We start from the raw sequence: 25,191 nt of genomic DNA, 5'->3' as shown, positions 1-25,191 counted from the left end.
AGTCTCAGGATCCTGCAATCAACGCGTAACCCGGCGTGCGCTGGCGGCGACAGCCAGCAGCATCAGAGCAATCAGCAGGAATGCACCGCTTAGTGTGAGCCACTGGGAAATAAAGCCGATTAACGCCGGGCCTGAGAGAATACCCGCATAGCCTAACGTTGTCATGGCCGAGATCGCCAGGTTGACAGGCATGGCCTGCTGGTTACCGGCGGCATTAAACAGCATCGGCACCGTATTCGCCAGCCCGAATCCGACCAGCAGAAACGCCAGCAGCGCGGTTTGCGGCCAGGGGACCAGCACGGCCAGCGTCATACCTGCACTGGCTGCCAGCGCGCCGGTAAGCATGACGCGATAGCGGCCAAAGCGCTGAATGATTTTGTCGCCGGTCAGCCGGCCAATCGTCATGGCAACCGAAAACACCGCATAGCCCAGTCCGGCATAGGCTACGCTGAGGCCCGGACTCTGCAGCAGGAGCAGGGCACTCCAGTCGAGCACGGCACCCTCGGCGAGGAACAGAATAAAGCAGAGGCAGCCGAGAAAAGCGACCCAGCCACGCGGGATCACCAGCCAGGGTTCATCAGCCTGACGCAGCCGCTCGCTCATCAGGGTTGGCAGACTGCAGCAGAGCAGCACGGCGATCAGCACCATCATAATCGCGATGGCCTGCAGCGGCGTCAGCCCGGCACCCAGCAGCAGACTCACCGCACCGGCGCCGATAATGCCGCCGAGGCTGAAGAAGCCGTGAAAGCCTGACATCATCGGCCTGCCCGCCGCTTTTTCCACGTGAACCGCCTGCACGTTCATTGCCACATCCAGCATGCCGAGTCCGGCGCCGAATAGCATCAGCGTAAACGCCATCGCCCAGAGATGGTCCAGCGTGGCAAGCAGCGGCAACACCGCCAGAATCAGCAGCGCAGAGCAGGTCATAATCCGGCGGCAGCCAAAACGACCAATCAGCGCCCCCGTCACCGGCATAGCGGCCAGCGAACCGATGCCCAGGCACAGTAAAAGCCCGCCAAGGGAGGCTCCGCTCAGCTGCAGACGCTGGCTGGCGTAAGGCACAAGCGGCGCCCAGGCAGACATACTCAACCCGGCGATAAGGAAAACAGTACGCGTGCCGAAATTAACACGCTGATGCAGTTTGGCTGGCTGTGCGGCGTCCAGTGCAGTCATAGTCGTTATTTTGATCCGCTGTTAAAGCGTCGAAGTTTAGCATCAAAGCAGGCGGTGCAGCGGAATTAACGCGCAATTTGCGTTGCCTGCTGCTGCACAGGAATCGGACATCTTACCGATATTTGGCCGGGCCTGAATTTTTTCCAGATATTTCCTGGTACTGCCTGAGAGACATTAAGTGACTTAACGCAAATTAAGTCAGACAATTGATGACATATACTGATGCAATCAGCGAGAGGTCACCGACTGACTAAGGTTTTCGCTGGTTGCGCGCTTTACGGCGATTTCCGGATTTTTGCCACCAGACAGCAGCGGGTAAAGCGCGCTAAGATGAAGCAGGTCACCGCTAAAGGGGCCGCTTATAGCAAGATCGCCACGCGCGCCAGCCCGGCCGGGAGCGCGCATTTAACGTCATACCTTTAACCTTGTTACCTGCGGGTAACCCGTTTTCATCAGGTGAAACGGGCCATACTGTTATGGCCTGTATGGCGCACCGATCTGCCTGAAACATTAATACAGGTAATCACTGGTGCAATGCATACTCTGTAACGAGGTTACCTATGTTTTCAGGTCAGTCCACTTCATCTTTCGCATCGTTATTTACCTCTGGCACTGAGCGTGTCGGCCCGATAATAGCCAGCCAGCAGCGCCGCGATACCACGCCACCGGCCGCGCTACACCCCTATGAGCCGCTGGCGCAGGATGGCGTTATCGCTGCCTGGGAGAGCAACCGCGCCATTCATCTGCGCGGACGCGCGGAGCAGGAGCCAGGCGCAACGGTCACACTCAGCTTTAATGGAGAAAGCTGGCACAGCACGGTCAACCACTGGGGCTACTGGCATGCAACCATGCCCCCTTCGGTATTACAGGGTGTCGCGGATGGCAACCACAGCCTGACGCTGACCATTACCGATAAAGCGGGTAACAGTACCGCCACCGAAGTAGGGTTTGGCGTCTATGTGGATAAAACGCTCCGTCCGGAGATCAGCGTGGCGCCCGTGAGTGGTGATAACGCGATTAGCGTAGCGGAAGGGATTTACGGCGTGGAGGTGAGCGGGCAGGTTACGCATATGCCGCTTAACAGCCATGTCACGCTGACGCTGGGAAATAAAAGCACCACTGCTCTCGTTGATGAGCACGGCGCATGGCAGGCAACGTTTACGCCGGAGGATCTGCACGCGCTGCCGGATGGCGTTTATCAGCTGCAGGTCAGCGCCCGCGATCCGAATGGCAAAACCAGCACGGTTCAGCATGAGCTGACGCTGATAACCCATCCGGAAAGCCTGCCGCATATCAGTTTTGACAGCGTTACCGCTGATAACGTTATCAACTTTGCTGAGAGCCAGCAGGACCTGACGCTGAGCGGTACGCTCTCGGCGCTGGCTCCGGGCCAGAAACTGGAGCTCTGCGTCGGGGATAAAGTCTATCACGCCGCGATTGATGCGCAGGGCCACTGGCAGGCGATCGTTCCTGCCAGCGAGGTCAGCAACTTTATTTCGCTCGGTGAAGTCCGCGTCTACGCGCTCGACGCCGCCGGCAACAGCACCGACACCACGCTGGGGCTGAATGTCGTGACGACGTTGCCGGAGATCTACTGTGAAATGAATATCGGCGGCGATACCTTCCTTAACGCACAGGAAGCGCAGCAGCCGCTGAGCTTTTATCTGGAGGGTGTGAACCAGCTTACGCTTAACGGTAAGGCCTATACGCCAGTCGATGGCATGGTAACGCTCAGCGTGGCCGACCTGCAGGCGCTGCCGGATGGACCGGTCAGCGCTATGGCCGAACGCTGGGACAGCTACGGTAATCACGACAGCCAGACGCTCAGCGATCTGTTCACCGTGGCGATTCACCAGCTGCCGTCGCTGACCCTGCAGCAGCCGTTTGGCGATGGCGTCATCGCGTCCGGCGACATGGATCACTGGCACCTTATCCAGGGCAGCTCTGACCATCTGACGCAGGGAAGCCTGGTCACCGTCACGCTGGGCGATCGGCACTACAGCGCCGCAGTGGATGAGAGCGGAGAGTGGTCGCTGACCATTCTGGCGGGTCAGCTGGCAACGCTGGAGCCGGGCAGCTATCAGATGAGCGTCAGCGCGCAGGATAAAGCGGGCAATCTGGCCAGCGCCGTCCGGACGGTAACGGTGGAGGACGCCGGCAGCACAGATTTCAGCGCGACCACCATCGATTCTCTGCTGGCGCACTATGGTGCCGGAGAGGCCATACCGGATGCCGCCGCGGCGGGCAGTGAGCCAGACCACCACTATGGCAGCAGCGACGCTGCCTGGACGCTGGCCGATCATCTGCAGCAGCAGCCGGTAGCGGCGCTGGTATAAATTATCTGCGACACACGCAGCACAATCACTCTTTTCTGAAAGGCGACCCAGGGATGCGTTCACCCTTGCATACGCGCGACGAAGCGATTGCCGCGCTGAACCGGGCTGCGGCCGCGCTGGGGATCGCCATCGATCGCCGTCGCCTGCAGCTTCAGTGGCTGGCCGCGGCGTCACCGCAGGCGCAGCTGACAGACCTGGCGCAGCATATGGGGCTGACGCTGCAGTTTGTCAGCGCCCGCAAGCTGCGCTGGCGGCAGGCCGTAATGCCGCTGCTGCTGCGCCTTAACGACGGCACGCTGGCGCTTGCAGAAGCGGCAGATGACGAGGGAAGAGTGCATTACTGGCTGAGTGCAGGCGGTGACGGCCTGCGCTCAGCTCCGCTGAGTGACCTGCTGGCACAGGCGCAGCCGGAAGTGGGCGTCATTACGCCAGCGACCCGCGCACGCGATGCGCGCATGGATGAGTTTGTCCGTCCCTGGCAGCCACACTGGTTATGGCAGCATTTCCGGCCAATGAAGCGACGCCTGGTGGAAATCAGTCTCGCCTCGCTGGTCAGCAATATGCTGGCGCTGGCGGGGATCCTGTTCTCAATGCAGGTGTACGATCGGGTGATACCGGCCCAATCACAACCCACGCTATGGGTGCTGTTTGGCGGAGTGATGCTGGCGGCGCTGATGGAATATCTGATCCGGCTGGCGCGGACCCGGGTGGCTGACGGCATGGGAAAGCGGATCGATCTGGCCCTCTCTGCACAACTCTTTGCCCGCGCGCTGCGCATCCGCAATGAGGCGCGGCCGCGCTCCACCGGAGCTTTCATTGCTCAGCTGCGTGAGGTTGAGCAGGTACGCGAATTACTGACCTCTACGACGGTAAGTGCCGCAGCGGATATCCCTTTTGTGGTGCTGTTTCTGGTGATTTTATCCGCGATTGGCGGCTGGCTGGTGCTGGTGCCGCTGCTGGCGATCCCGCTGATCGTGATCCCGGGGCTGCTGGTACAGATCCCGATGGCGCGGCTGGCTAAGGAGGGGCAGCGTGAAAGTGCTCTGCGGCAGGCGCTGCTGGTGGAGACGCTGGAAGGAGTCGAGGATATCAAGGCGCTGCAGGCCGAGGCCGGGTTCCAGCGGCAGTGGGAACAGACGCACGACGTCAGCGCCACGCTCGCCAGCCAGCAGCGGCTTTGGGGCGCGCGGCTTACCGGCTGGGCGGGCAGCGTGCAGCAGCTGACCTACGCGGGGATGCTGGTCGCCGGGGTCTATCTGATCCTGAACAATCAGATCACTACCGGTACGCTGGTGGCCAGCAGCCTGCTCTCCGCGCGTACGCTCGCTCCCCTGATGCAGCTGACGCTGGTATTTTCGCGCTGGCAGCATGCGCGCAGCGCCATGAACGGACTCAATGAACTGCTTAAAAAGCCGGTTGATCAGCCGCAGAGTGGCGTGCCGGCTTATGCGGCGGTGCTCCGCGGACACTATGAGCTGCAGCAGGTGCGCTATCACTATGATGAAAGCAGCCTGCGTGCGGTTGCTATCGGGAGCCTGACAATCCGTCCCGGTGAGCGCATCGCGATTGTCGGCGGCGCGGGAGCCGGTAAATCGACCCTGCTGAAAATCCTGGCCGGGCAGGCGCTGCCCGGCAGCGGACGTATCATAATCGATGGCGTCAGCATGCAGCAGCTCGATCCGGCTGATTTGCGGCGGCAGCTCGGCTGGCTGTCGCAGGATTCGCGCCTCTTTTTCGGTACGCTGCGGCAGAACCTGCTGCTTGGCAATCCGCACGCCACTGAACAGGAGATGCTGCAGGCGCTGCGCATAAGCGGTGCGTTATCGCTGCTGCAGCAGGATGCCGCTGCGCTTGACCGCCTCATTCATGAAGGCGGGCGCGGGCTCTCTGGTGGCCAGCGGCAGATGATTCTGCTCAGCAGAATGGTGTTGCGTCAGCCACAGATTGTGCTGCTGGATGAGCCGACGGCAGCGCTTGATGAACCGCTGGAGGCGCAGGTAATCCGTCAGCTGGCGCAGTGGCTGCCGGGGCGTACCCTGGTGCTGGTCACCCATCGTCCGGCGCTGCTGGGGCTGGTCGATCGCATCATTGTGATGAAGAACGGCGAGATTGTGGCTGATGGCCCGCGCGATGCCATTCTGCAGCGTAGCGCTTTACGGCCGGAGGTGGCAGATGAGCACAGATAACGAGGCGGCGGCGTCGCGCATTATCTGGCTTTGCGCGCTCACGCTATTGCTGCTGCTGATCTGGGCGCGCGTTGCCGTGCTGGATGAGGTGACAACAGGCAGCGGCAAAGTCACGCCCTCCAGCCGGGCGCAGATTATCAATAATCTGGATGGCGGGATCCTCAAACAGCTCAGCGTACACGAAGGCGATATTGTCCGTAAGGGTGAGCTGCTGGCGACGCTCGATCCCGCCCGCTATCAGTCCAGCTACGGTGAGGCGAGCGCCAGGGTACGGACACTGCGGGCGACGGCAGAGCGGCTGGATGCTGAGCTCAGCGATCGTCCTCTGCAGTTCAGCGCGGATATTCGCCGTTACCCGCAGCTGGTCGCCCGTGAAACTCAGCTCTATGAGTCGCGCCGGCAAAACCTGACGACAACGCTGCAAAACCTTCAGCAGTCGCTGAAGCTGGTAGAGGCAGAACTCAATCTGACTGAACCGCTGGTGGCGCGCGGTGCGGCGGGTAAAGTTGAAGCGCTCCGGCTGCGGCGCCAGGTCAGCGACCTGCAGGGAAAAATCGACGAGGTGCATAATGACTACGCTGTGCGAACGCATGAGGAGCAGGTCAAAAACAGCGCAGAACTGGATGCGCAGCTGCAGGTTGCGGCAGGCAGAGAAGATCAGCTGACGCGCACCGCGCTGCTCTCACCGGTGTATGGCATCGTCAAAGCCATCGCTATCACCACGCCGGGCGGTGTGGTAGAGCCGGGCGGTAAACTGATGGAGATTGTCCCGCTGGAGGATCGGTTGCTGATCGAGACACGCATTGCGCCACGCGATATCGCCTGGATCCGGGCCGGGTTGCCCGCAACGGTTAAAATCACCGCGTACGATACCGCTATTTATGGCGATCTGCCGGGCATCGTCGAGAGCGTTTCTCCGGATACGCTGCAGGATAGCGACCTGCGCGAGCCGCCCTATTTTCGGGTCTATGTGCGGACACAGACGGCGACGCTTACCAGCCGGCGCGGTCAGCGCTTTCCTGTGCTGCCGGGTATGCTGGCAGATGTGGAGATAAAAACCGGGCAAAAATCGGTGCTGGATTATCTGCTTAAGCCGCTGAATAAAGCGGCTGAAGCGCTGCGTGAGCGCTGAATGCGTTATTATATTGGCGGGAAAATAGCGCAGATAAAAAAATGCCGGACAAATATGTCCGGCGGGAATCAGGGTAAAACACTCATTCGGGATGAATGAAGATAATAATAAAATAAATGATGATAGCGTGGATAATTGTAGAGGCTGACAGCAACAAAGTTTTATCATTCAGTGCGGCATTGAATTAATGTATCTATTTGAATGCAAAGTAATTTAATCCGGTTTGTTTATTCGTGCTTTATTTTTTATCTATATGTGCTGATTATTAGTTCCGCGATATTTACATCTGGCAATAAATTTGTAATCAAATGAAACACTTTCGGAAATTTAGTATCATTTTCGTGATAGATTATTGCCCGCTATAAAACAACAATGAATTGCCGGCTGAATTTTTTAACATTCAGTTTGCAGTGGCATAACTATAAAGGCACATAACCGAGGGTAAATAAATGAATCGTCGCGTTCTCTCCCTGATGATCCCGGCGCTGCTGGTGGCGGGTTCAGCAAGCGCAGCCGAGATCTATAATAAAGATGGCAACAAACTCGACCTCTACGGCAAAGTAGATGGTCTGCACTACTTCTCTGACAACGATGGCTCAGACGGTGACCAGTCTTACCTGCGCTTTGGTTTTAAAGGTGAAACTCAGGTGACCGATCAGCTGACGGGTTACGGTCAGTGGGAATACCAGGCCGCGCTGAACACCGCTGAAAGCGAAGGCACTAAAAACAGCTATACCCGCGTCGGCTTTGCCGGTCTGCGTTTTGGTGACGCTGGCTCTTTCGATTACGGTCGCAACTATGGCATTGCGTATGATATTGGCGCATGGACTGACGTTCTGCCGGAGTTTGGTGGCGATACCTATGGCGCGGACAACTTTATGTTCCAGCGCGGCAACGGCATGGCAACCTACCGCAATAATAATTTCTTTGGTCTGGTGGATGGCTGGAACGTGGCCGTTCAGTACCAGGGCAAAAATGATAACCCGACCGAATCCACTTCTGGCCGTGATGTGCTGGGCGAAAACGGTGACGGCTGGGGCCTGAGCACCACCTATGATTTGGGTAATGGTCTGGCACTGGGCGGCGCCATGTTCCAGTCCGATCGCACCAATAACCAGAATGCTGCAGGTGTGCTGGGGCAGGGCGATAAAGCGGAAGCCTACACCGGCGGCCTGAAATATGACGCAAACAATGTCTATTTAGCTGCGATGTATACCCGTTCGTACAATGCGACGCGTTTTGGCTCAGTGGATTCTGACGCTTTCGGTTATGCAAACAAAGCGGACAACTGGGAAGTGGTCGCGCAGTATCAGTTTGACTTCGGCCTGCGTCCGTCACTGGCTTACGTCAATTCACGCGGTAAAGATATTGAAGGTTATGGCAGCCAGAACCTGAAGAAATATATCGACGTGGGCGCGACCTATTACTTCAATAAAAACATGTCGACCTATGTGGATTACCAGATCAATCTGCTGGATGACAACAACTTTACCAACAATACCGGTATCAACACCGATGATATTGTGGCGCTGGGTCTGGTTTACCAGTTCTGAGCCTCTGGCGCGCGGCCCGGCGGGCTGCGCGCCACCTCTCTTTTCAGTCGGTAATATTCGCTTCTTATCTGCAGCACCCGCCTCAGGCAGGCACAGCATCTGAACTACTGCACACTGCGCCAGCGCCGGGCTTTTGCCGCCGGACGAGGTTCAGCCTGCACTGCCGCGGCCGGCTGGCTGCCCTCCAGCGCAATACCTGCCAGGGTGAAAGCAGAAAAGCTCAGCCACCGCTGCCACTTTTCACTCTGCGTTTTTGATATCGCCATGCTGCACCTCGCTGAGAATAAACCTGCTCTCAACAATGCAGCATTTATGCCATGCTGCCGCTCTCAGCGTCACACGCCCCCGGCGGGGTTTGTTACACTGCGTCAGCCCTGAAGCGGTGCAGAGTGGGTAATAATGGTGCAGTGCTTAACGTCGACGTGCGCTGTAGCTCTCCAGTGAACGCTGGCGTGCGTGCTGCCAGCTGCGATAGCTGCCGTACAGGAACAGCGCGGCGGAGAAAGCGGCGATTAATACATACATCATCTGTGCTCCTTAAAGGGGATGTCTGGAAGTAAAGCCTGCAGCATGGCAGGCGTTAATTCAATGAGATTTAGCGTAAATTACCCGCAGTTTATGCTTTGTAATACGCTGTATTTCCGTGTAACAGATGAGGAATCGATGCATTTCCGGAATATTTTTCTGACTACTCTGATCGTAGCCGGGCTGACGGGCTGCGACCGCGCACCGCAACATGAACCCCTGGTTCTGCAGGGCAAAACCATGGGCACCGTGTGGCGGGTCACGCTCGCCGGCGTTGACCCGCAGCGTAAAGGCGAGCTGCAGCAGGCGATTCAGCAGCAGCTCGATCGTGATGACGGTGAACTCTCTACCTGGAAAACCACCTCAGTGCTGTCGCGCTTCAACCAGTATCAGGGTACAGAGCCGAAGCCCGTTAGCGCAGATATGGCAGATATCGTGGCTCTCTCACTGCGCATTGGCGCCAAAACCGCAGGCGCCATGGATATCACGGCAGGCAGGCTGGTGAACTTATGGGGGTTTGGACCCGACGGACAGCCGGCGCATCAGCCTGACGAAGCAGCAATCGCGGCGGCTAAAGCTGAAACCGGCCTCTCGCATCTGCGGGTGATCCAGAGCGTAAGCGGGCAGTGGCTGCAGAAAGATCTGCCGGGTCTGTATGTGGATCTCTCAACCATGGGCGAGGGCTACGCTACCGATCATCTGGCGCGGCTGATGGAGCAGCAGGGAATAACTAACTATCTGGTGTCGGTCGGCGGAGCCGTGCTCAGCCGGGGTCGCAATGCCAGCCAGCAGCCGTGGCGGGTGGCGGTGCAGAAACCCACCGATCGCGAAAACGCGGTTGAGGCGCGCGTTGACCTGCAGGGGCACGGCATCAGCACCTCCGGCAGCTATCGCAACTATTATGAACTGGACGGGAAACGCATTTCACACGTCATCGATCCTGCAACCGGACGGCCCATTCAGCATAAACTGGTTTCTGCTACGGTGATTGCCACCACGGCGCTGGAGGCGGATGGCTGGGATACCGGCCTGATGGTGCTGGGGACCGGGCGCGCAAAAGCGCTGGCGCTGAAAGAGCACCTGGCCGTTTATCTGATCACCAAAGAGGGTGACAGTTTCAGCCACTGGATGTCGCCCGGCTTCAAAGCATTTCTTATCGATAAATCGTAACCGGAGGCCATAATGCTGGATCTGTTTAGCGATGAAGCGCCGTGGCAGGAGCCGCTGGCAGAAGGCGCGGTCATTCTGCGCCGCCGCGCCCGCGATGATGCACCTGCGCTACTGGCTGCGATTGAAACCGTTGCGGCGCAGCATCCGTTTACCCACCGCATCACGCCGGGAGGCTATCGTATGTCCGTGGCGATGACTAACTGCGGCGATGTTGGCTGGTTCAGCGACGCGCGCGGCTATCGCTACAGCGAACAGGATGTCAGCACTGGCCAGCGCTGGCCCGCGATGCCGCCGCTGTTTCGTCAGCTGGCGCAGCAGTGCGCGCAGGAAGCGGGTTTCAGTCACTTTACGCCAGACGCCTGCCTGATTAACCGCTATGCGCCGGGGGCAAAAATGTCGCTGCATCAGGACAAAGATGAGCGCGATCTGCATCAGCCGATCGTTTCCGTTTCGCTGGGTCTGCCGGCGGTATTCCAGTTTGGCGGTTTTGCGCGCGGTGATGCCACCCGGCGCGTGCTGCTGGAGCATGGTGATATCGTGGTGTGGGGCGGACCATCGCGGCTGCGCTATCACGGTATTCTGCCGCTTAAACCCGGCGTGCATCCCGCGGCGGGGGCCGTTCGCTACAATCTGACCTTCCGCCGGGCGCACTGACGCAACAGGGAATGAGAATTATTCTTGCTATCATCTGATGGGTCATTAAACTGCAGGCAGCATTTTTTTGACCTTTGGAACAGATTGATGGCATTGCTTCAGGTGGTTTTTCGTCAGTACTGCTGGCCGTTTACCGGCGTTCTTTTTCTTACCCTGCTGAGTGCCGCACTCGGTATTGGCCTGATCGCTTATATTAACAATGAGCTGATTGTGGCGATTAATAGCGATGCAACGGTGCTGCCGGCATTTCTCGGTCAGCTGTTTCTGCTGATGGCAGTCACGCTCGCTTCGCAGCTGGCGCTGACGCAGCTGGGGCACCATTTTGTCTGGCGACTGCGGGGCGAATTCATCAAGCGTATCCTCGATACTAACGTTGAGCGCATTGAACAGCTGGGCAGCGCACAGCTGCTGGCCGGGCTGACCAGCGACGTGCGGGCCATTACCATCGCTTTTGTCCGGCTGCCGGAGCTGATTCAGGGCATTATCATCACGCTGGGATCGGCGATTTACCTTGCCTGGCTCTCGCCGGAAATGCTGCTGGTCACTATGCTGTGGCTGGCGATCACGCTGGTGGGCGGCTGGCTGCTGGTTTCGCGCGTCTACCAGCATATGGCAAAGCTGCGCGATATCGAAGATGATCTCTATCGCGATTTCCAGACCATTATCGAGGGCCGCAAAGAGCTGCAGCTTAACCGCGATCGGGCGCGTCTTATCTACGACACGGTTTACCAGGCGAATGCGGGTCGCTATCGCCATCATATTGTGCGCGCCGACACCTTCCATCTCAGCGCCGTTAACTGGTCTAACATCATGATGCTGGGCGGCATCGGTATCGTGTTCTTTATGGCAAACGGTCTCGGCTGGGCCAACACGGCGGTGGCGGCCACCTATTCGCTGACGCTGCTGTTCCTGCGCACGCCGCTGATCTCAGCCGTCGGCGCGCTGCCTACGCTGCTCAGCGCTCAGGTCGCGTTTCGCAAACTCAATCGCTTCGATCTGGCACCTTATAAGCCTGCCTTCAGCGCCCCGGCACCGGCCAGCGCATGGCAGACGCTGGAGCTGCGCGACGTCTGCTTTCACTATGGCGAACAGGGCTTTGCGGTGGGGCCGATCAATCTGACGCTGCGACGTGGTGAACTGCTGTTTCTTATTGGCGGCAACGGCAGCGGAAAATCCACGCTGGCGATGCTGCTGACCGGCCTCTATCAGCCGCACGCCGGCAGCCTGCTGCTGGATGGTAAAGAGATAAGCAGTCAGCAAACCGATCTGTGGCGACAGCACTTTTCAGCGGTATTTACCGATGTGCATCTGTTTGACCGCCTGATTGGCCACGGCGGCGAGCCGGCCGATCCGGCCCTGGTTCAGCGCTGGCTGGAGCGGCTGAAAATGAGTGAGAAACTGCAGCTGGATGGCAACCGGGTGCTGAATCTGCAGCTGTCGAAAGGGCAGAGCAAGCGCCTGGCGCTGCTGCTGGCGGCCGCGGAAGAGCGGGATATTTTGCTGCTGGATGAATGGGCAGCCGACCAGGATCCTCATTTCCGCCGGATATTCTACCGCGAGCTGCTGCCCTGGCTGCAGGCGTCAGGCAAAACGGTGTTTGCTATCAGTCATGACGATCACTACTTTACCCACGCCGATCGTCTGCTGGAGATGCGCAACGGACAGCTGGTGGAACTCAGCGGTCGCGAGCGCGATCTGGCCACGCTCGATGCGGTGGAGCGAACGGATACCGGTCGTTAACGTCAGCGGGTAACACTCCTCATAACCGGCCAGGGAGCCGGTCATGGGTCACAGGCGGGACGCGGCAGCGTCAGTGGTTGGGCGGGATGGCAAAGCTTTTCAGCTGGACAACAAAGTGCTGATGGCCGCGGGTGATGCGGGCACCACGATCGCACCAGTGGGTCGCCAGACGAAAGAAGTCGTCGCTGCCGATATCATAGGCCAGCTCTACTTTGCTGATGCCTGAATGCAGCAGCTCCTCTGCATCCTGCAGGCTTTTTGCTTTGATGACCATAATCGATTTCCCATCAAATAAAAGAGAGCATCAGAGTAGGGGATCTTCATGACACTTTTGTTGCGTTTTGATGAAAGCACGCCAGGGCAGGCGCAAAATGTGATCGCGCTCAGTTGCAGGGACAACTGGCTGAAAAAATGAGAGTTTGAGAGGAAAGGGCACGCATCGATAGTACGCCCGACAGGCAATAAAAAAGCAGCCATAAAGGCTGCTTCTTCGGGATAATTTGGTCGGCACGAGAGGATTTGAACCTCCGACCCCTGACACCCCATGACAGTGCGCTACCAGGCTGCGCTACGTGCCGAACGTGGAAAACCATACTACTGATTCCCCAGCCGATTGCAAGATGCCTCAGCGTTAACTGCCTCATATTTAATCAGTTTGCCGTGAAGCGCTTCTCTTCTGTCAGCACCTGCAGCAGCAGCGCCAGCTGCGGCTTATGATCTTTCAGCTCGCGACCGCTGGCATCCCACGCGGTATAACTGCCGCTGTTATTCAGCACTAGCGTCACCGATGGCGTAGTGATGACCAGTTTGCCATCTTCACTGCTGGCTACCCAGTTATGGCTGCGCTGGGCGGCGAACAGATCTTCACCCTGCGAGTAGCTGACCGGGCTGGTGCGCACGTGCAGCAGACGCTGCATAAGCGTTGTCATCACATCCTGTTGATCGGTCAGGCGATCGATAGTCTGTGCTGGCGTATTGGGCCAGTGCACCACCAGCGGGATCTGCAGCGTCGCACGGTTGCCCGGGTTATCACTGTTATTAAAGGTCACCGCACGCTGGGCAGTGATCACCACCACCGTGTTTTTCAGCAAATCACGCTGCTGCAGCGTGCTCAGTACTGCAGCAATCTGCTCATCCACGCTGCCCGCCTGGCGCAGATAGCTGCGCTGACGCGCCTTCGTGCTGTCGCCGCTGGCGCTTATTCCGTTCAGCGCGACCCAGGAGAACCAGGGAGAGCGGCTGCTTTTCTGACCATTGAGCCAGTTCTGCCACTGCGTGACGGTCTGGCTGTTAGACTGCGAGGTCGCTTCCGGCAGCGTATAGTCCGCCAGCAGCGCCTGCCGGTAGAGCGGCTGATTAAATCCATCAGAGGAGAACAGGCCAAACTGATAGCCCTGCGCGTTCAGCGCGTTCAGCAGCGCCGACGGCGTGCGCGATGCCAGCACGCCATCCATATAGCTGGAAGAGATGCCGTAAAACAGGCCAAACACCCCTTTTTCAGGCTGCACCCCGGCGCTGTAGTGCCGGGTAAAGCGCACATTCTCAGCAGCAAACTGCTTCAGCGACGGCAGTGCGCTGTCCAGCGTGGCGTTATTAACGCCATCGATCGTCAGCACCAGCAGGTTGTGACCTGTTCCGCCGTCACGGAAGGTGATATCGCTTAACGGATACTGGACCGACAGCGCTTCAGGATCGCCCTGCTGCACCAGACGGCGCTGATACTCCTGCGCATCCAGCAGCCCGTGACGCTCCAGAAAGCGGCGCGCGGTCATCGGATAGGAGAGCGGCAGATTGGCGCGCTGCATGGTGACAGGACGATAGAAATTGGCATCGGCCCAGATATAGAGCAGATGGCTGGCAAAAAAGGCGCTGATAAACAGCGCGGCGAGGGGCTTGCCAAATGAGCGCCGGTTAAGACTGCGCAGCTTCTGCCAGCTCCAGGTGGCAAACAGCATCTCCACCAGAAAAATGCCCGGCACGCTGATAAACATCAGCTGCCAGTCACGCGCCATCTCGCTTTGATCGGGGTTAACCACCAGCTCCCAGACCACCGGATTAAGGTGCAGGTGAAAGCGGTTAAACACGGCGCCATCCACCATGATGAGCGTCAGCCCGGCGGTGGCAACAATGGCGGAGAGTATACGCAGCAGACGCTGCGACATCACCACAAAGGTAAGCGGAAAAATAATCAGCAGATAGGCGGCAAAAACGATAAAGCTGAAATGGCCAATCCAGCTGGTAAAGGCGTAAATCCGGCCCGCCAGCGAGGAGGGCCAGTCAGCGACCAACAGGTAGCGGCTGCCGAGAGCCAGCGCAAACAGAATATTAAACAGCGCGAACCAGTGCCCCCAGCTAATCATCTGGGAGACTTTTTCACGGTAGCGCTGCCGGTTGGTTACCATATATAGGAGTCAGATCTGCAAATTAATGAGCGTTATCATCGCGCACGGAAGACTGCAACGCTTCCGCGAATGACCGGGCCAGGCTACGGCGCTGGGCTGGTGCGATATCTGTGTTAATTAAATTGGTGACCATGTTTCCCAGAACCATCAGGGAAAGATCGACAGGCGCTTTATCTTTTTCAAGAATCTGCGCCAGCTGTGCGAGAAGCTGCTCAACGCGCTCGTCGCTATAACGGGATGATTGTGGCATATCGTCGACTAATCAAGTGTGAAAAGGCGGTATAGTACCGTAACCATGCGATTTTTTCCGCACTTTTATCGCAAGCAAAGCGATCGGTTTGCGTACGCAGTTGAAAGCGACGGCGGGCAGTGATTGAATACGCGCCTGAGTTTAAAGGAGAGTCTATCATGAGTCTGGATATTGACCAGATTGCCCTGCATCAGTTAATCAAACGCGACGAGAATCAGCTGGAGCTGGTACTGCGTGATACGCTGCTGCCGGTGACGCAGGCGGTAAGCAGCATGGCCGAAGAGCTGCATCGCGTGTACAGCGCCAAAAGCAAAGCCTATGGCCTGTTTAATGAAGAGAGCGAGCTGGCCGACGCGCTGCGCAACTGTCGTCGCGGGCAGGATGACTTCCTGGCATTCAGCCGGGCTGCCACCGGACGCCTGCGCGACGAGCTGAGCAAATATCCGTTTGCTGACGGTGGCGTGGTGCTGTTTATGCACTACCGCTATCTGGCGGTAGAGTATCTGCTGGTTGCGGTGCTGAACAGCCAGTCGAGCATGCGCGTGAACGAACAGCTGGATATCAGCAGTACGCACTATCTTGACATCAATCACGCCGATATCGTCGCGCGTATCGATCTGACCGAATGGGAAACCAGCCCGGAGTCAACGCGCTATCTGACCTTTCTGCGGGGTCGCGTCGGACGTAAAGTGGCTGACTTCTTCATGGATTTCCTCGGGGCCAGCGTCGGTCTCGACACTAAAGCGCAGAACCGCGGCCTGCTGCAGGCGGTCGATGATTACTGCGCTGAGTCAAATCTGGATAAGAACGAGCGGCAGAACTACCGTCAGCAGGTCTACAGCTACTGTAACGAACAGCTGCAGGCGGGGGAGGAGATTGCGCTGGACGATCTCTCGCAGGAGCTGCCACCGCTGGGGGAGAAAAGCTTTCAGGCGTTTACGCAGGAGCAGGGCTATGAGCTGGAGGAGCACTTTCCGGCCGACCGCAGCACGCTGCGCCAGCTGACAAAATTCTCCGGCAGCGGTGGCGGATTAACGCTTAATTTTGACGCGCTGCTGCTTGGCGAGCGTATCTTCTGGGATCCGGCAACCGATACCCTGACCATCAAAGGCACGCCGCCTAACCTGCGCGATCAGCTGCAGCGCCGCACCGGCGGGAAGTAAATTGCAGGCATAAAAAAACGCCGCAGAGGCGGCGTTTTTCACGATTTCGTCTGCGATTACGCGCGAACGAAGTCGATGTGGTGCAGTTTTGGCTTGAACGGGTGACGCTGAACAGCCTGAACTTTAACTTTCGTTTCTTTACCGTCAACAACCAGTGTCAGCACATCGGTGTAGAACTCAGGCTTAACCTGCATGTTCATCACGAAGTCGTGATCCAGTTCGATAGAAACTGCAGCTTCATTTCCGCCATAGATGATAGCCGGGAACTTGTTAGCTGTGCGCAGGCGGCGGCTCGCACCCTTACCCTGCTCTTTACGTACTTCTGCGTTGATAGTGAACATCATTATTTCTCTTCAATAATTCCTGCTACAGGCGACCCAGCAACAGGACGGTTATTCAAACGCTTATGCGGATGCAAAAGCGGGCGGGATTATAGCCGGATCGGGGCAGGGGGGCAAATGATTCTGCCATCTAGCGCAGCTCATTGGCGCGGCGGAAGCGCCCCTGGTAATCAAACACTTTCTCCCGCACCTGCCAGAACTGTCCCCGGGCACGCGCCACCACAAAGTCAGGATGCCGCAGCAGCGGCTGCAGCGCGACCACGTCGGCCGCCTGCTGCCAGCCCAGCTCCACGCCAGGCGCGCGCTGGTGCGGGCGCATAAACAGCTGCTCAAATGCTTTTCGCTGCGCGGGCGTCTGCAGCCGGAAGCGTTCGCTGACGTCGCTGCCATCTTCGTCGTAATAGGTCGCTTTCAGCCATTCGCCCTTGTCATCACGGCCATGCGCCAGCGTCATGCCGCTGCAGCGCAGCACCCGCGCATCTTTCAGCTTCAGCGCCGCTTTCAGCATATCATCGGGGTCGACCAGAATTTTGTCGCACTGCTGGCAGCGCCGTGCGGCGATATCATTTTCAGCGCCGCAGTCAGGGCAGCTTTTAAAGCGAAAGCGGAAATCGCACTGCTCACGACCGCCCTCATCATCCTCCAGGATCCCCTGACAGCGGCGACCAAAGTGTTCAATCACATGCCCGTCTTCGGTGGCTTTTCCCCAGAAGGTATTCGCAAAGCCGCAGGCAGGGCAGAACACCTGCACCGGCTGGTTGTCACTGGCGCCTTTTGGCGCACCCACTTCCGGCGTAAAGAGATCGTGCGGATTACCGGCGTAGTCGAGGATCAGGCAGTCGCGTTTATCCGGAGCCAGGCGCAGTCCGCGTCCGACTATCTGCTGATAGAGGCTGACGGATTCAGTCGGGCGCAGAATCGCGATCAGATCTACGTGCGGTGCGTCAAAGCCGGTAGTCAGTACCGCCACGTTAACCAGAAACTTCAGCTGCTGCGCTTTGAACTGCTGAATCAGCCGGTCACGCTCTTTCACCGCGGTTTCTGCCGAGACCAGCGCGCTGTTCTCCGGCAGCAGCGACAGGATTTCGCGCGCATGTTCAACCGTGGCGGCGAAGATCATTACGCCGCGCCGATCTTCGGCAAACTCAACGATCTGGCGGATAATCTGCGGCGTGACGCGCTGCTGCTGTTTCAGCTCACGGTTAAGATCCACTTCGCTGAAGAGGCCGCTGTTCTGCGGTACCAGCCGGCTGAAGTCATACTGCACCACCGGCATATCAAGACGTTCCGGCGGCACCAGAAAACCGTGTTTGATCATGTAGCGTAGCGGCAGCTCGTAGATGCAGTCGCGAAACAGCGCTTTTTCATCACCGCGTACCATGCCGTGATAGTGGAATTGATAGATCCAGCCTTTGCCCAGCCGGAACGGCGTGGCGGTCAGCCCCAGCAGGCGCAGCTGTGGATTATGCTGGCGCAGGTGGCTGAAGAGCTGCTGATACTGGCTCTCCTCATTGTCGCTGATGCGATGACACTCATCGACAATTACCAGTGAAAATGCGCTGTCGAAGCGGTCAAGGTTACGCGCCACGGACTGTACGCTGCCAAATACCACTTTGCCCTCGCTCTGCCTGCGCTGCAGCCCGGCCGCAAAAATATCCGCTTCCAGCCCGTAAGCCTGATACTTGCTGTGGTTCTGCTCGACCAGCTCTTTGACGTGTGCCAGCACCAGCACCCGGCCACGCGCCAGCCGCGCCAGTTCAGCAATTACCAGGCTCTTACCGGCACCGGTGGGCAGCACAATCATCGCCGGCGTAGTATGGCGCCGGAAGTGGGCAACGGTTGCATCAACCGCTTCCTGTTGATAAGGACGAAGTGTAAAGGCCATCAGCATAAACTTTTTTCTGGATCAGAGGCGTATTATGCCATGTAAGCGGATGAAACGCAGGATCGGCACTATTAGCAGTCAAAGCTTCAGGCTATACTGCCCGCACTTTTTTAACGGTTACCCTGGCCGACGTATTCTGCGCACAGGCACCGTTTCAGTTTTTCCCCCGCAGTAACAGGCAAAAGCGAATTCATGCGACTCGACAAATTCATATCTCAGCAACTGGAAGTTAGCCGTGCTATCGCTGGCCGCGAAATTCGCGCCAGAAAGATCACCATTAATGGCGAAATTGTGCGCGATACCGCATACAAAGTGATGCCGGAAGATGATATTGCCTACGATGGCAACCCGCTGGTGGTACAGCAGGGACCACGCTACTTTATGCTGAACAAGCCGCAGGGCTATGTCTGCTCCACAGACGATCCCGATCATCCCACTATCCTCTATTTTATCGAGGAGCCCTCAGCCTATAAGCTGCACGCCGCTGGCCGACTCGATATCGATACCACCGGTCTGGTGCTGCTGACGGATGATGGCCAGTGGTCGCATCGCATCACTTCACCACGTCATCATTTAGAAAAAACCTATCTGGTTGAGGTGGAGGCACCGCTCGATCCGGCGCTGGTGGAGACGTTTGCTGCCGGTATCCAGCTGCACAATGAGAAGACGCTGACCAGGCCAGCCCGGCTGGAGATTCTCGATGAAAAAGCGGCGCGACTGACAATCGGCGAAGGGCGCTATCATCAGGTTAAGCGCATGTTTGCCGCGATGGGGAACCATGTGGTTGCGCTCCATCGTGAAAGTATCGGCTCGATTGTGCTGGATGAAGCGCTGGAAGAGGGGGAGTATCGCGAACTGACCCCCGAAGAGATTGACAGCATCGGTCTGCCAGACGAACTGAAACAGCACAAATAACGGAGTACAAGGTGCGCAAGGAGAAAAACTCCCCGGCAGGATTAGTGGTGATTCTGGGATTGCTGGCGATGCTGATGCCGCTCTCCATTGATATGTATCTGCCTGCCATGCCGCAGATTGCCCGCGAATTTGCCGTCTCCGCAGGCAGCGTGCAGATGACGCTGAACCTCTACATCCTGGGGTTCGCTATCGGGCAGCTGGTGTATGGTCCGCTGGCGGACAGCTATGGCCGCAAGCCGGTCATCGTGCTGGGTACGCTGATTTTCGCCTGTGCCGCTGCCGCCTGCGCACTCTCCGGCTCTATCGATCAGCTAATCCTGATGCGCTTTTTACACGGTCTCTCTGCCGCCGCCGCCAGCGTGGTGATCAACGCCCTGATGCGCGACAGTTATTCAAAAGAGGACTTTTCGCGCATGATGTCCTTTGTGTTGCTGATCACCACGATCGCGCCGCTGGTGGCCCCGGTGCTGGGCGGCTGGCTGCTGCTTATCTGGAGCTGGCACGCTATTTTCTGGGCGCTGGCGATTGCGGCACTGGTAACGACCGTGCTGGTAGTGACGCAGGTGCGTGAGACCCTGAAGCCGGAGCAGCGTCAGCGCTTTCATCTGCGTACGATGCTGGGCAATTTTGTGGCGCTGGTACGGCATAAGCGGGTGTTCGGCTATATGCTGGCCAGCGGCTTCTCGTTTGCCGGATTATTTGCGTTTCTCAACGCTGGTCCCTTTGTTTATATCGAGGTCAACCACGTATCGCCGCAGGATTTTGGCTACTACTTCGGCCTCAATATCATCTTTCTTTTTGTGATGACGCTGGTTAACAGCCGCGCGGTACGCCGTTTTGGTCCGCTGAAGATGTTTCGCCTGGGGCTGACTATTCAGTTTGCTATGGGAATCTGGCTGCTGATTGTCAGCGCGCTGCAGCTCGGCTTTCTGCCGCTGGTGCTGGGCGTGGCGATGTTTATCGGCTGTGTTTCTATTGTCTCCTCTAACGCCATGGCAATTGTACTCGATGAGTTTCCGCACATGGCGGGGACCGCCTCGTCGCTGGCAGGCACGCTGCGCTTTGGCGTCGGCGGCCTGGTGGGCGCGCTGCTGTCGCTGGTCAGTATGAACAGCGCATGGCCAATGGTGGCCACCATCGCGCTGTGCGCCACCCTTTCCATTATCCTGTTCAGCTACGCTGCCCGCCCGCGTAAAACCATCTAATCCCGCAGGGGCCGCATAAATGCGGTGTTCCATACCGCCCTGGGCCGCATAAATGCGGCCCCTGCGTATACGCGGTGCTTTACTCCCCGTAAGGGCCGCATTTATGCGGCCCTTACGTATATGCGGTGCCCTATCCCCTGTAGGGGCCGCATTCATGCGGCCCTGGCGTATTCATGCGGCCCTGGCGTAATTACGCGCCCGGGGATATTTACCCCCCACTCAGACAAAAAAAGAGAACCTGGCTCGCTAAACGCCAGCTATTCGTTATGCTTAATGTTTCCGTGATGTGAAAATTTTTAGACAAAAAAGTAACGCTAATGCGTATAAACTGGTTGTCTGCGTTTGACGATCGCGGTACACATAGGCTTAACTGCGAGAATGCTCGCAAATAACGTATTTTTTCTATGATTTGTATTTAAAACGCGAAGGTCATCACTGACATCCGTTTTTTGATTTGAGGTGGGATTTCCGGCTGCGGGCACAGGGTTCAGGCCGGAAACAGGATTAACATCTTTGGGGAACACCATGCTGCAGCTCTCTGTTGTGCATCGTCTGCCACAGCTCTATCGCTGGTCTGCAGATCAGATAGGCGAAATTGAACTGCTGGAAACCACCAGCGGCATTAACGATGAAGATCTGGTTGCGTTGAGATTACTGAGTCATGAAGGCGCGCTGGCGCTGGATATTCTGCAGCAGCTGCGTGAAACGCTGGCGCAGATTCAGGTGGAGTGCAAAATCGCCAGTTGTGAAGGGCATCCCTGCCTGTTAATCCAGCGAATTAACGAAAGTGCCGCAAGCTGCTGCCTGAAAAACCAGGGCGTGGCCATTGCAGAAGATTTTAACGGACGCTGATCTCTGCCCCCTCATTTGCTCATTTGCGCCGAGGCCAGCAGCTGGCGTGTATAAGCTGTCGCTGGCGCAGTGAACAGCACCGCGCTTTCTCCCTGTTCAACGACCTCTCCCTGCCGCAGTACCACCAGCTGATGACAGAGCGCGCGCACTACCTGCATATCATGACTGATAAAAATATAGGTCAGCTGACGATCCGCCTGCAGGCGTCGCAGCAGCGTCAGGATCTGCTGCTGGACCGGACGATCCAGTGAGGAGGTCGGCTCATCAAGTATCAGCAGCTGTGGCTCAAGGATCAGCGCACGCGCAATCGCAATACGCTGCCGCTGCCCGCCGGAGAAAGCTGCCGGATAGCGGCTGCGGCTGTCGGGATCGAGCCCGGTTTCCTGCATAACGGCAATAACGCGGGCATCCTGCTGCGCTGCGCTAAGCTCCGGCCGGTGTACCGCCAGACCTTCAGCAATAATCTGCTGCACCGTCATGCGCGGATTGAGCGAGGAGTGGGGATCCTGAAAAACGACCTGAATGCGCTGGCGCAGCGGCAGCAGCTCTCTGGCCGTCAGCTGATGCAGCGGCTGGCCGGCAAACCAGATCTCACCGCGTGCGGCGATCAGACGCAGCAGAGCCAGCCCCGTACTGCTTTTGCCGGAGCCTGATTCACCTACCAGACCCAGGCTCTCGCCCTGATGCAGCGAAAAACTCAGCTGCTTAAGTACCTGCTTCTCCTCTGTCTTACGCCTGAACCAGCCGCGTCGCAGCGGAAAACTTACCTGCAGATTGCGGACCTGAAGCAGCAGCGGTGTCGCTTTCAGCGGTACCGGTTCACCGGTGGGTTCAGCGGCAAGCAGTTCGCGCGTATAGGGGTGCCGGGGCTGCCGGAACAGCGCGGCGCAGCGATTTTGCTCTATCACGCGTCCGGCACGCATCACGGTAACGCTGTGTGCCAGCTGACGTACGATAGCGAGATTATGGGTAATAAACAGCATGCCCATATTCAGCTCGCGCTGCAGTTCGCGCAGCAGCTGTAAAATCTGCTGCTGCACGGTCACATCCAGTGCCGTGGTGGGCTCATCGGCAATCAGCAGCTGCGGCTGCGTCAGCAGCGCCATGGCGATCATCACGCGCTGGCGCTCGCCTCCGGAGAGCTGATGAGGAAAATCGCGCAGGCGGCTCACCGGCTGCCGGATACCGACGCGATCGAGGCAGGCAACGATCTCGCCGCGTGCAGCTTCACGCCGCATGCCCCGGTGCAGCGCCAGCACTTCGCTCAGCTGTTTTTCAATCGTATGCAGCGGATTGAGCGACACCATCGGCTCCTGAAAAATCATCGCCATATGGTTGCCGCGCAGGCCGCGCAGCGTGCGTTCGCTGGCCTGCAGCAGATCCTGACCCTGAAACAGAATTTCACCCTGCGGATAACTTACCGCCGGCTGCGGCAGCAGGCGCATCACCGACTGAGCGGTCACGCTTTTCCCGCAGCCTGACTCGCCGACCAGCGCCAGCGTCTCGCCCGCCTCAAGGCGCAGTGAAACATCATGTACGACCTGCTGTTGCTGAAAAGCCACCGCAAGATGATTAATGGTTAACAGATCCATTCAGCCTCCCCGCGCCGGATCAAATGCATCGCGCACCGCCTCGCCGATAAAAATCAGCAGCGACAGCAGTAGCGCCAGCGCAATAAAACCGGACAGTCCGAGCCACGGCGCCTGCAGATTATTTTTGCCCTGCAGCAGCAGCTCGCCCAGGGAAGGCGCGCCCACCGGCAACCCGAAGCCGAGAAAATCGAGTGAGGTCAGGGTGGTAATGGCACCGCACAGAATAAAGGGCAGATAGGTCAGGGTCGCTACCAGCGCATTGGGCAGAATGTGGCGCAGCATAATACGGCTGTCGCTGACGCCAAGCGCACGCGCGGCACGCACATAGTCAAAATTACGCGTGCGCAGAAACTCGGCCCGCACCACGCCGGCCAGACTCATCCAGCCAGACAGCACCGTCAGCAGCAGCAGCCACCAGAAGCCGGGCTGTATCACGCTGGAAAGCAGGATCAGCATAAACAGCGTTGGCATGCCGGACCAGACTTCAATCAGCCGCTGGCCGGCTAAGTCGATGCGGCCGCCAAAATAGCCCTGCAGCGCCCCGGTAATAATACCGATAACGCTGGAGAAGAGCGTCAGCAGCAGGCCAAACAGCAGAGAGACGCGGGTGCCGTAGAGCAGGCGCGCCAGCACATCGCCTCCGCTGGCATCGGTACCGAGCCAGTTTTGTGCTGACGGAGGCGAAGGGAAGGGCGAACGGGTCGCAAAGTTAATTGTGCTGTCGCTAAAGCGAATCGGAGCCCAGAGTGCCCAGCCCTGCTGCTCAATCCGTTGCTGCAGCCACGGATCCTGATAGTCGGCGGCGGTAGCAAATACGCCGCCGTAATCCTGTTCGCTGTAATCAACCAGCAGCGGCACATACCAGCGCTGCTGGTAGCGCACCAGCAGCGGTTTTTCATTCGCCAGCAGCTCAGCGGCCAGTGACAACAGGAAAATCAGCAGAAAAAGCCACAGCGACCAGTAACCCCGGCGGTTGTGACAGAAACGCTGCCAGCGCTGGCGATGAACCGCAGAGAGAGCCATCAGCGTGCCTCAAAATCGATGCGCGGATCGACCAGCGTGCAGGTTAAATCGCTCACAATATTCATCAGCAGGCCAATCAGCGTAAAGATGTAGAGCGTGCCAAACATCACCGGATAGTCACGCTGGATAGTGGCATCATAGCCCAGCAGCCCGAGGCCATTCAGAGAAAACATAACTTCGATTAATACTGAACTGGTAAAAAACAGGCTGATGAACGTGGCCGGAAAGCCGGCGATCACCAGCAGCATGGCGTTACGAAACACGTGACCATACAGGATACGTTTTTCATCCAGGCCTTTGGCGCGCGCGGTCATGACATACTGTTTGCGGATTTCATCCAGAAACGCATTTTTTGTCAGCATGGTAAGCGTGGCAAATCCGCCGATGACCGTGGCCAGCACCGGCAGCGCAATGTGCCAGAAGTAGTCGAGGAGTTTGCCATACCACGGCAGCGAGGCAAACTGCGGAGAGGTAAGACCGCGCAGCGGAAACCAGTCGAAATAGCTGCCGCCGGCAAACAGCACGATCAGCATGATGGCAAAAATAAAGGCCGGAATAGCGTAGCCAATAATAATCAGCAGGCTGCTCAGGCCGTCGAAACGGCTGCCGTGATGCACCGCTTTCCGGATCCCGAGCGGAATGGAGACCAGATAGATAATCAGCGTGCTCCAGAGTCCCAGGCTGACAGAAACCGGCAGGCTCTCTTTGATCAGCTGCAGCACCGGGGCGCTGCGAAACAGGCTATCGCCAAAATCAAAGCGCAGATAGTTCCACAGCATCTCGCCGTAGCGCTGCAGCAGCGGCTTATCAAAACCGTACCGCCGGGTGATCTCAGCAATCACTTCCGGATCCAGGCCGCGTGCACCGCGATACCGATTGTCACCCGGATTGTCGCGCAGCGACGCACCGTGCGCGCTGCTGTCGCTGCTGTCCGGCAGCCCGGTGGTATAGCCAAACTGGATAGTGGCCAGCGCCTGATCAACCGGGCCACCCGGTGCTACCTGCACAATAAAAAAGTTCAGCGTGATAATCGCCCAGAGGGTCGGGATCACCAGCAACACTCTGCGCAGCAGATAAGCACCCAAGCCAGCCTC

The 25,191-nt window shown here is 57.9% G+C and carries 21 protein-coding genes and 1 tRNA gene; 11 read left to right on the top strand and 11 right to left on the bottom strand.

All coding sequences use genetic code 11. The annotated features are described in order from the left end of the window. Nucleotides 1-18: 18 nt before the first annotated feature. On the bottom strand, nucleotides 19-1,173 hold the full coding sequence (locus AC2CF9_RS04975) for an MFS transporter (RefSeq protein WP_484556385.1): 1,155 nt from the start codon (nucleotides 1,171-1,173) through the stop codon (nucleotides 19-21). A 560-nt stretch (nucleotides 1,174-1,733) separates the two neighbouring features. Between AC2CF9_RS04975 and AC2CF9_RS04970 the strand changes: the two genes are divergently transcribed. The 4 genes from AC2CF9_RS04970 (at nucleotide 1,734) to ompC (ending at nucleotide 8,380) form a co-directional block, all read left to right on the top strand. Beyond that, a complete protein-coding gene (locus tag AC2CF9_RS04970; RefSeq protein ID WP_484556384.1) occupies nucleotides 1,734-3,509 on the top strand; it encodes an Ig-like domain-containing protein in 1,776 nt (591 codons plus the stop codon). 53 nt (nucleotides 3,510-3,562) lie between these two features. Then, the gene (locus AC2CF9_RS04965; protein WP_484556383.1) at nucleotides 3,563-5,695 is read left to right on the top strand and encodes a type I secretion system permease/ATPase; all 2,133 of its coding nucleotides are present in this window, start codon (nucleotides 3,563-3,565) and stop codon (nucleotides 5,693-5,695) included. Then, complete coding sequence (locus tag AC2CF9_RS04960) at nucleotides 5,682-6,827, top strand: beta-barrel domain-containing protein (RefSeq protein ID WP_484556382.1); 1,146 nt, start codon at nucleotides 5,682-5,684, stop codon at nucleotides 6,825-6,827. Before AC2CF9_RS04965 ends, AC2CF9_RS04960 begins: the two co-directional genes overlap by 14 nt. A gap of 449 nt (nucleotides 6,828-7,276) precedes the next feature. Further along, on the top strand, nucleotides 7,277-8,380 hold the full coding sequence (gene ompC / locus AC2CF9_RS04955; RefSeq protein ID WP_150016518.1) for a porin OmpC: 1,104 nt from the start codon (nucleotides 7,277-7,279) through the stop codon (nucleotides 8,378-8,380). Nucleotides 8,381-8,484: 104 nt separating this feature from the next. On the opposite strand, the gene AC2CF9_RS04950 is transcribed toward ompC, so the two are convergent. After that, entirely contained in the window at nucleotides 8,485-8,646 is a 162-nt protein-coding gene (locus AC2CF9_RS04950; protein WP_190314886.1) for a hypothetical protein, read from the bottom strand. A 397-nt stretch (nucleotides 8,647-9,043) separates the two neighbouring features. Between AC2CF9_RS04950 and apbE the strand changes: the two genes are divergently transcribed. The 3 genes from apbE to AC2CF9_RS04935 all read left to right on the top strand — a co-directional run bounded on the left by apbE (nucleotide 9,044) and on the right by AC2CF9_RS04935 (nucleotide 12,469). Next, on the top strand, nucleotides 9,044-10,075 hold the full coding sequence (gene apbE, locus AC2CF9_RS04945; protein ID WP_150016517.1) for an FAD:protein FMN transferase ApbE: 1,032 nt from the start codon (nucleotides 9,044-9,046) through the stop codon (nucleotides 10,073-10,075). A gap of 12 nt (nucleotides 10,076-10,087) precedes the next feature. Then, on the top strand, nucleotides 10,088-10,729 hold the full coding sequence (alkB, locus tag AC2CF9_RS04940; protein WP_150016516.1) for a DNA oxidative demethylase AlkB: 642 nt from the start codon (nucleotides 10,088-10,090) through the stop codon (nucleotides 10,727-10,729). Between the two features lie 87 nt (nucleotides 10,730-10,816). Then, nucleotides 10,817-12,469, top strand: a complete 1,653-nt coding sequence (locus AC2CF9_RS04935) for a multidrug ABC transporter permease/ATP-binding protein (RefSeq protein ID WP_484556381.1) — start codon at nucleotides 10,817-10,819, stop codon at nucleotides 12,467-12,469. 70 nt (nucleotides 12,470-12,539) lie between these two features. Here AC2CF9_RS04935 and AC2CF9_RS04930 read toward each other — a convergent pair whose 3' ends face one another. From AC2CF9_RS04930 to AC2CF9_RS04915, 4 genes are all read right to left on the bottom strand, one after another. Further along, on the bottom strand, nucleotides 12,540-12,743 hold the full coding sequence (locus AC2CF9_RS04930) for a hypothetical protein (protein ID WP_039385513.1): 204 nt from the start codon (nucleotides 12,741-12,743) through the stop codon (nucleotides 12,540-12,542). A gap of 227 nt (nucleotides 12,744-12,970) precedes the next feature. Beyond that, a tRNA-Pro gene (locus AC2CF9_RS04925) sits at nucleotides 12,971-13,047 on the bottom strand. 72 nt (nucleotides 13,048-13,119) lie between these two features. Continuing rightward, a complete protein-coding gene (gene yejM, locus AC2CF9_RS04920; RefSeq protein ID WP_484556380.1) occupies nucleotides 13,120-14,871 on the bottom strand; it encodes an LPS biosynthesis-modulating metalloenzyme YejM in 1,752 nt (583 codons plus the stop codon). Between the two features lie 22 nt (nucleotides 14,872-14,893). After that, nucleotides 14,894-15,121 carry a YejL family protein gene (locus AC2CF9_RS04915; RefSeq protein WP_150016513.1) on the bottom strand — a complete coding sequence of 76 codons (228 nt, stop codon included), beginning with the start codon at nucleotides 15,119-15,121 and terminating at the stop codon, nucleotides 14,894-14,896. 158 nt (nucleotides 15,122-15,279) lie between these two features. Between AC2CF9_RS04915 and yejK the strand changes: the two genes are divergently transcribed. Continuing rightward, nucleotides 15,280-16,284, top strand: coding sequence for a nucleoid-associated protein YejK (gene yejK, locus AC2CF9_RS04910; protein ID WP_150016512.1), 1,005 nt, complete (start codon nucleotides 15,280-15,282; stop codon nucleotides 16,282-16,284). Nucleotides 16,285-16,340: 56 nt separating this feature from the next. Here the strand turns inward: yejK and rplY are convergent, their stop codons facing one another. Together rplY and radD are read right to left on the bottom strand one after the other, a co-directional pair. Beyond that, a complete protein-coding gene (gene rplY / locus AC2CF9_RS04905) occupies nucleotides 16,341-16,625 on the bottom strand; it encodes a 50S ribosomal protein L25 (RefSeq protein ID WP_150016636.1) in 285 nt (94 codons plus the stop codon). 130 nt (nucleotides 16,626-16,755) lie between these two features. Continuing rightward, nucleotides 16,756-18,510: a DNA repair helicase RadD gene (gene radD, locus AC2CF9_RS04900; protein WP_150016511.1), complete on the bottom strand. Its 1,755-nt coding sequence runs from the start codon at nucleotides 18,508-18,510 to the stop codon at nucleotides 16,756-16,758. Nucleotides 18,511-18,702: 192 nt separating this feature from the next. Between radD and rsuA the strand changes: the two genes are divergently transcribed. The 3 genes from rsuA to AC2CF9_RS04885 all read left to right on the top strand — a co-directional run bounded on the left by rsuA (nucleotide 18,703) and on the right by AC2CF9_RS04885 (nucleotide 21,482). After that, entirely contained in the window at nucleotides 18,703-19,425 is a 723-nt protein-coding gene (gene rsuA, locus AC2CF9_RS04895) for a 16S rRNA pseudouridine(516) synthase RsuA (protein WP_484556379.1), read from the top strand. Nucleotides 19,426-19,436: 11 nt separating this feature from the next. Then, a complete protein-coding gene (locus tag AC2CF9_RS04890) occupies nucleotides 19,437-20,630 on the top strand; it encodes a Bcr/CflA family multidrug efflux MFS transporter (protein WP_484556378.1) in 1,194 nt (397 codons plus the stop codon). A 525-nt stretch (nucleotides 20,631-21,155) separates the two neighbouring features. Further along, a complete protein-coding gene (locus AC2CF9_RS04885; protein WP_484556377.1) occupies nucleotides 21,156-21,482 on the top strand; it encodes a YejG family protein in 327 nt (108 codons plus the stop codon). Between the two features lie 11 nt (nucleotides 21,483-21,493). On the opposite strand, the gene yejF is transcribed toward AC2CF9_RS04885, so the two are convergent. The 3 genes from yejF to AC2CF9_RS04870 are packed head-to-tail and all read right to left on the bottom strand — an operon-like array spanning nucleotide 21,494 to nucleotide 25,182. After that, a complete protein-coding gene (gene yejF, locus AC2CF9_RS04880; RefSeq protein ID WP_484556376.1) occupies nucleotides 21,494-23,074 on the bottom strand; it encodes a microcin C ABC transporter ATP-binding protein YejF in 1,581 nt (526 codons plus the stop codon). Then, on the bottom strand, nucleotides 23,075-24,097 hold the full coding sequence (locus tag AC2CF9_RS04875; RefSeq protein WP_484556375.1) for an ABC transporter permease: 1,023 nt from the start codon (nucleotides 24,095-24,097) through the stop codon (nucleotides 23,075-23,077). It abuts the gene before it with no gap. Beyond that, nucleotides 24,097-25,182 carry a microcin C ABC transporter permease YejB gene (locus AC2CF9_RS04870; protein WP_484556374.1) on the bottom strand — a complete coding sequence of 362 codons (1,086 nt, stop codon included), beginning with the start codon at nucleotides 25,180-25,182 and terminating at the stop codon, nucleotides 24,097-24,099. The genes AC2CF9_RS04875 and AC2CF9_RS04870 overlap by 1 nt, the downstream gene beginning before the upstream one ends. Between the last annotated feature and the right edge of the window lie 9 nt (nucleotides 25,183-25,191).

The sequence above is a fragment of the Pantoea sp. SYBGC1 genome, from assembly GCF_057197005.1.
This window is presented reverse-complemented; position numbering and strand designations above follow the sequence as displayed.